Source organism: Armatimonas sp. (genome assembly GCF_043760365.1).
GTDB lineage: Bacteria > Armatimonadota > Armatimonadia > Armatimonadales > Armatimonadaceae > Armatimonas.
The window spans coordinates 1-2,219 of record NZ_JAYUPA010000141.1; the positions used below are offsets into that span (position 1 = coordinate 1).

At 60.7% G+C, this 2,219-nt stretch carries 1 protein-coding gene; it reads right to left on the reverse strand.

Translation table 11 applies throughout. The annotated features are described in order from the left end of the window. The coding region (locus tag ACH2EH_RS03655) for a glutamate synthase central domain-containing protein (protein ID WP_395139069.1) at nt 1-2,219 on the reverse strand (2,219 nt) is incomplete at both ends.

The following is a 2,219-nucleotide window of genomic DNA, read 5'->3' on the forward strand; positions in this document are numbered from 1 at the left end:
GCGTGCCGGGTCCTCGCCGCCCTCGCCCGTGTTGCTCATTCCGCCCATGCGGTTCATGGCAATCGCGAGGCCCTCGTGGCTCTCCCGGCTGATCGAGCCCAAACTCATCGCACCCGTGGCAAAGCGCTTGACAATCTCTTTGGTGGGCTCCACTTCGTCTAGGGGAACGGGCGGCAGAAGCTTTCGGAAGCTCATCAGGCCACGAAGTGTGGACGCCTCAACGGCGCTCTCATTGACGGCCTTTGAGAACTCCGCAAACGTGTCGTAGCGCCCCTCACGAACGGACTTCTGGAGCTTCTCCACCATGTCCGGGCTAATGGCGTGCTTCTCGCCGTAGCGCCGCCACTGGTACTGGCCGCCCGGCTCCAGATCAAACGCTCCGGGAGTCTGCTCCTTGGGAAAGGCGCTCTCGTGGAGGCTGCGTACCTCACGCTCAATGTCCTCAAGGTTCACGCCCTCTAAGCGGCTTGCCGTGCCGGTGAAGTAGCGCCGAATAACCTCGTTGTTGATCCCGATGGCCTCAAAGATCTGTGCGCCCCGGTAGCTCTGTAGCGTCGAAATGCCCATCTTGGACATGACTTTAAGGAGTCCCTTATTCACGCCCTTGATCACATTCTTACTGGCGGTCTTGAAGTTCACACTGGTCAAGACGCCATTAAGCACCAGATCATCGAGGGTCTCAAAGACCAGATACGGATTGATAGCGCTCGCTCCAAAGCCCACTAAGCACGCAAAGTGATGGACTTCGCGCGCCTCGCCGGTCTCGACAATCAGTGCGACTTTATTGCGCGTGCCTTCACGAATCAAGTGGTGGTGAACCGCGGAGATGGCCAGCAGCGACGGAATCGGGGCGTACTCGGGCGAGATATTGCGATCCGAAAGGACGATCACCCCAATGCCACGCTCTAAAGCATCGCTCGCCTGACGGCAGAGGCGCTCCACCGCGCGCTCTAGCTCCCCCAGCGGCTTGTCGGGGCGGAAGATCGCGTGGGCCGTCCAGAGCCGGATCGAGTTGCCATCGTCGCTGAGCACGCGCAGTTTCTCGAGCTCGGCGTTGGAGAGGATCGGGGTCGCGATCTTGATCTGCCGTGCGTTCTCAGGCGCATCGTCCAGAAGAGACCCATCCGTGCCGATGTAGTCCCAGAGGCTCATGACAATGCTCTCGCGGATCGGGTCAATCGGTGGGTTGGTTACTTGGGCAAAGAGCTGCTTAAAGTACGCAAAGAGGTTCTGTGGCCGGTGCGAGAGCACAGCCAGCGGCGTGTCGGTGCCCATGGAGCCCAGCGCTTCTTCGCCACTCTGCGCGAGCGGGGTGAGCAGTAGGCGCAGCTCCTCGGTGGTGTAGCCAAAGGCCCGCTGCTTCTGGATCAGCTCCGCATGCACCGGGTGCTCGGGCTCCGGCGGCTCGGGCAGACCAGCAAGCTCGACTTTGTGCTTTTCCAACCACTCGCCGTAGGGATGGAGCCCACAGACGGTGCTCTTGACTTCCTCGTCACTTAAAATGCGCTGCTGCTCGGTGTCCACCAAAAAAAGCTTGCCGGGTGTGAGCCGTCCCCGCTCGACGATCTTCTCGGGCGGAACCTGCACAACGCCGGTCTCGGATGCCAGAATCACCAGATCATCGGTGGTGACCGTGTAGCGTGCGGGGCGCAGGCCATTGCGATCTAGCACCGCGCCCACCTGCACGCCATCCGTGAACGCCACGGCAGCGGGACCGTCCCAGGGCTCCATCAGACAGGCATGGTACTCGTAGAACGCCTTGCGCTCGGGAGCCATGATCTCGTTGCCGTCCCATGCCTCGGGGATAAGCGTCATCATGGTCTGCGCCAGAGTCTTGCCGCCCATCAGCATCAGCTCCACAGCATTATCGAGGCTCGCGGAGTCTGACCCCGTGGGGCTGACTAACGGATAGCACTTGCGCAGATCATCGCCCAGCACACTACTGGTCAGGCCCTGCTCCCGCGCCTTCATCCAGTTCCGATTGCCCCCGATGGTGTTGATCTCTCCATTGTGCGCAATATAACGGTACGGATGGGCCAGCGGCCAGCTTGGGAACGTGTTGGTGGAGAAGCGCTGGTGCACCAGCGCAATCGCACTCTCCATGCTCGGATCACTTAAATCCAAGTAGTAGCCACGCATCTGGTGCGGCAGAAGCAAGCCTTTGTAGATCAGCGTGCTGGTGGAGAGGCTAGGAATGTAAAAGCGCGACGCGTCAGGGA